This is a genomic window from Sedimentibacter sp. B4 (genome assembly GCF_000309315.1).
Taxonomy (GTDB): Bacteria; Bacillota; Clostridia; order Tissierellales; family Sedimentibacteraceae; genus Sedimentibacter; species Sedimentibacter saalensis.
The window spans coordinates 1-396 of sequence record NZ_CANG01000316.1 but is presented as its reverse complement, the minus strand read 5'-3'; the positions used below and the strand labels follow the sequence as shown (position 1 = coordinate 396).

General features: G+C 65.7%; 1 pseudogene. It reads left to right on the top strand.

Features of this window, described 5'->3' with window-relative positions:
- Positions 1 to 30: 30 nt before the first annotated feature.
- Positions 31 to 396 (top strand): annotated as a pseudogene (locus BN358_RS26360) (DUF349 domain-containing protein); the annotation flags it as partial.

Sequence of the window (396 nt, the reverse complement as noted above, 5' to 3'; positions counted from 1 at the left end):
GCTGTCACAATCAACGTCGGATCAGGCAAGATGATCCCCATGAACTCCACCTCAGGTCCGGCTGACTTCGGCCGCGTCGATCCGGACGGCACGGTCTACGTGCGTACGGCCGACGGCGAACGGGTCGTCGGTCAGATTCCCGATGTCGATGCCGGCGAGGCTCTCGCCTTCTACACCCGGCGTTTCGAGGCACTCGAAGTGGAGGTGGGGTTGCTCGAAACGAGGGTGAAAGCTGGCGCGCTCTCACCCGAGGAAGCCCGACACAGCATCAACACGGTGCGCACCACGGTCTCGACGGCGAACGCCGTGGGTGACCTGGCCGGACTCGTCGAACGACTGGACGCGCTCGCGCCGCTCCTCGCCGAACAGAGCGAACAGCGCAAGGCGGAGCGGTCC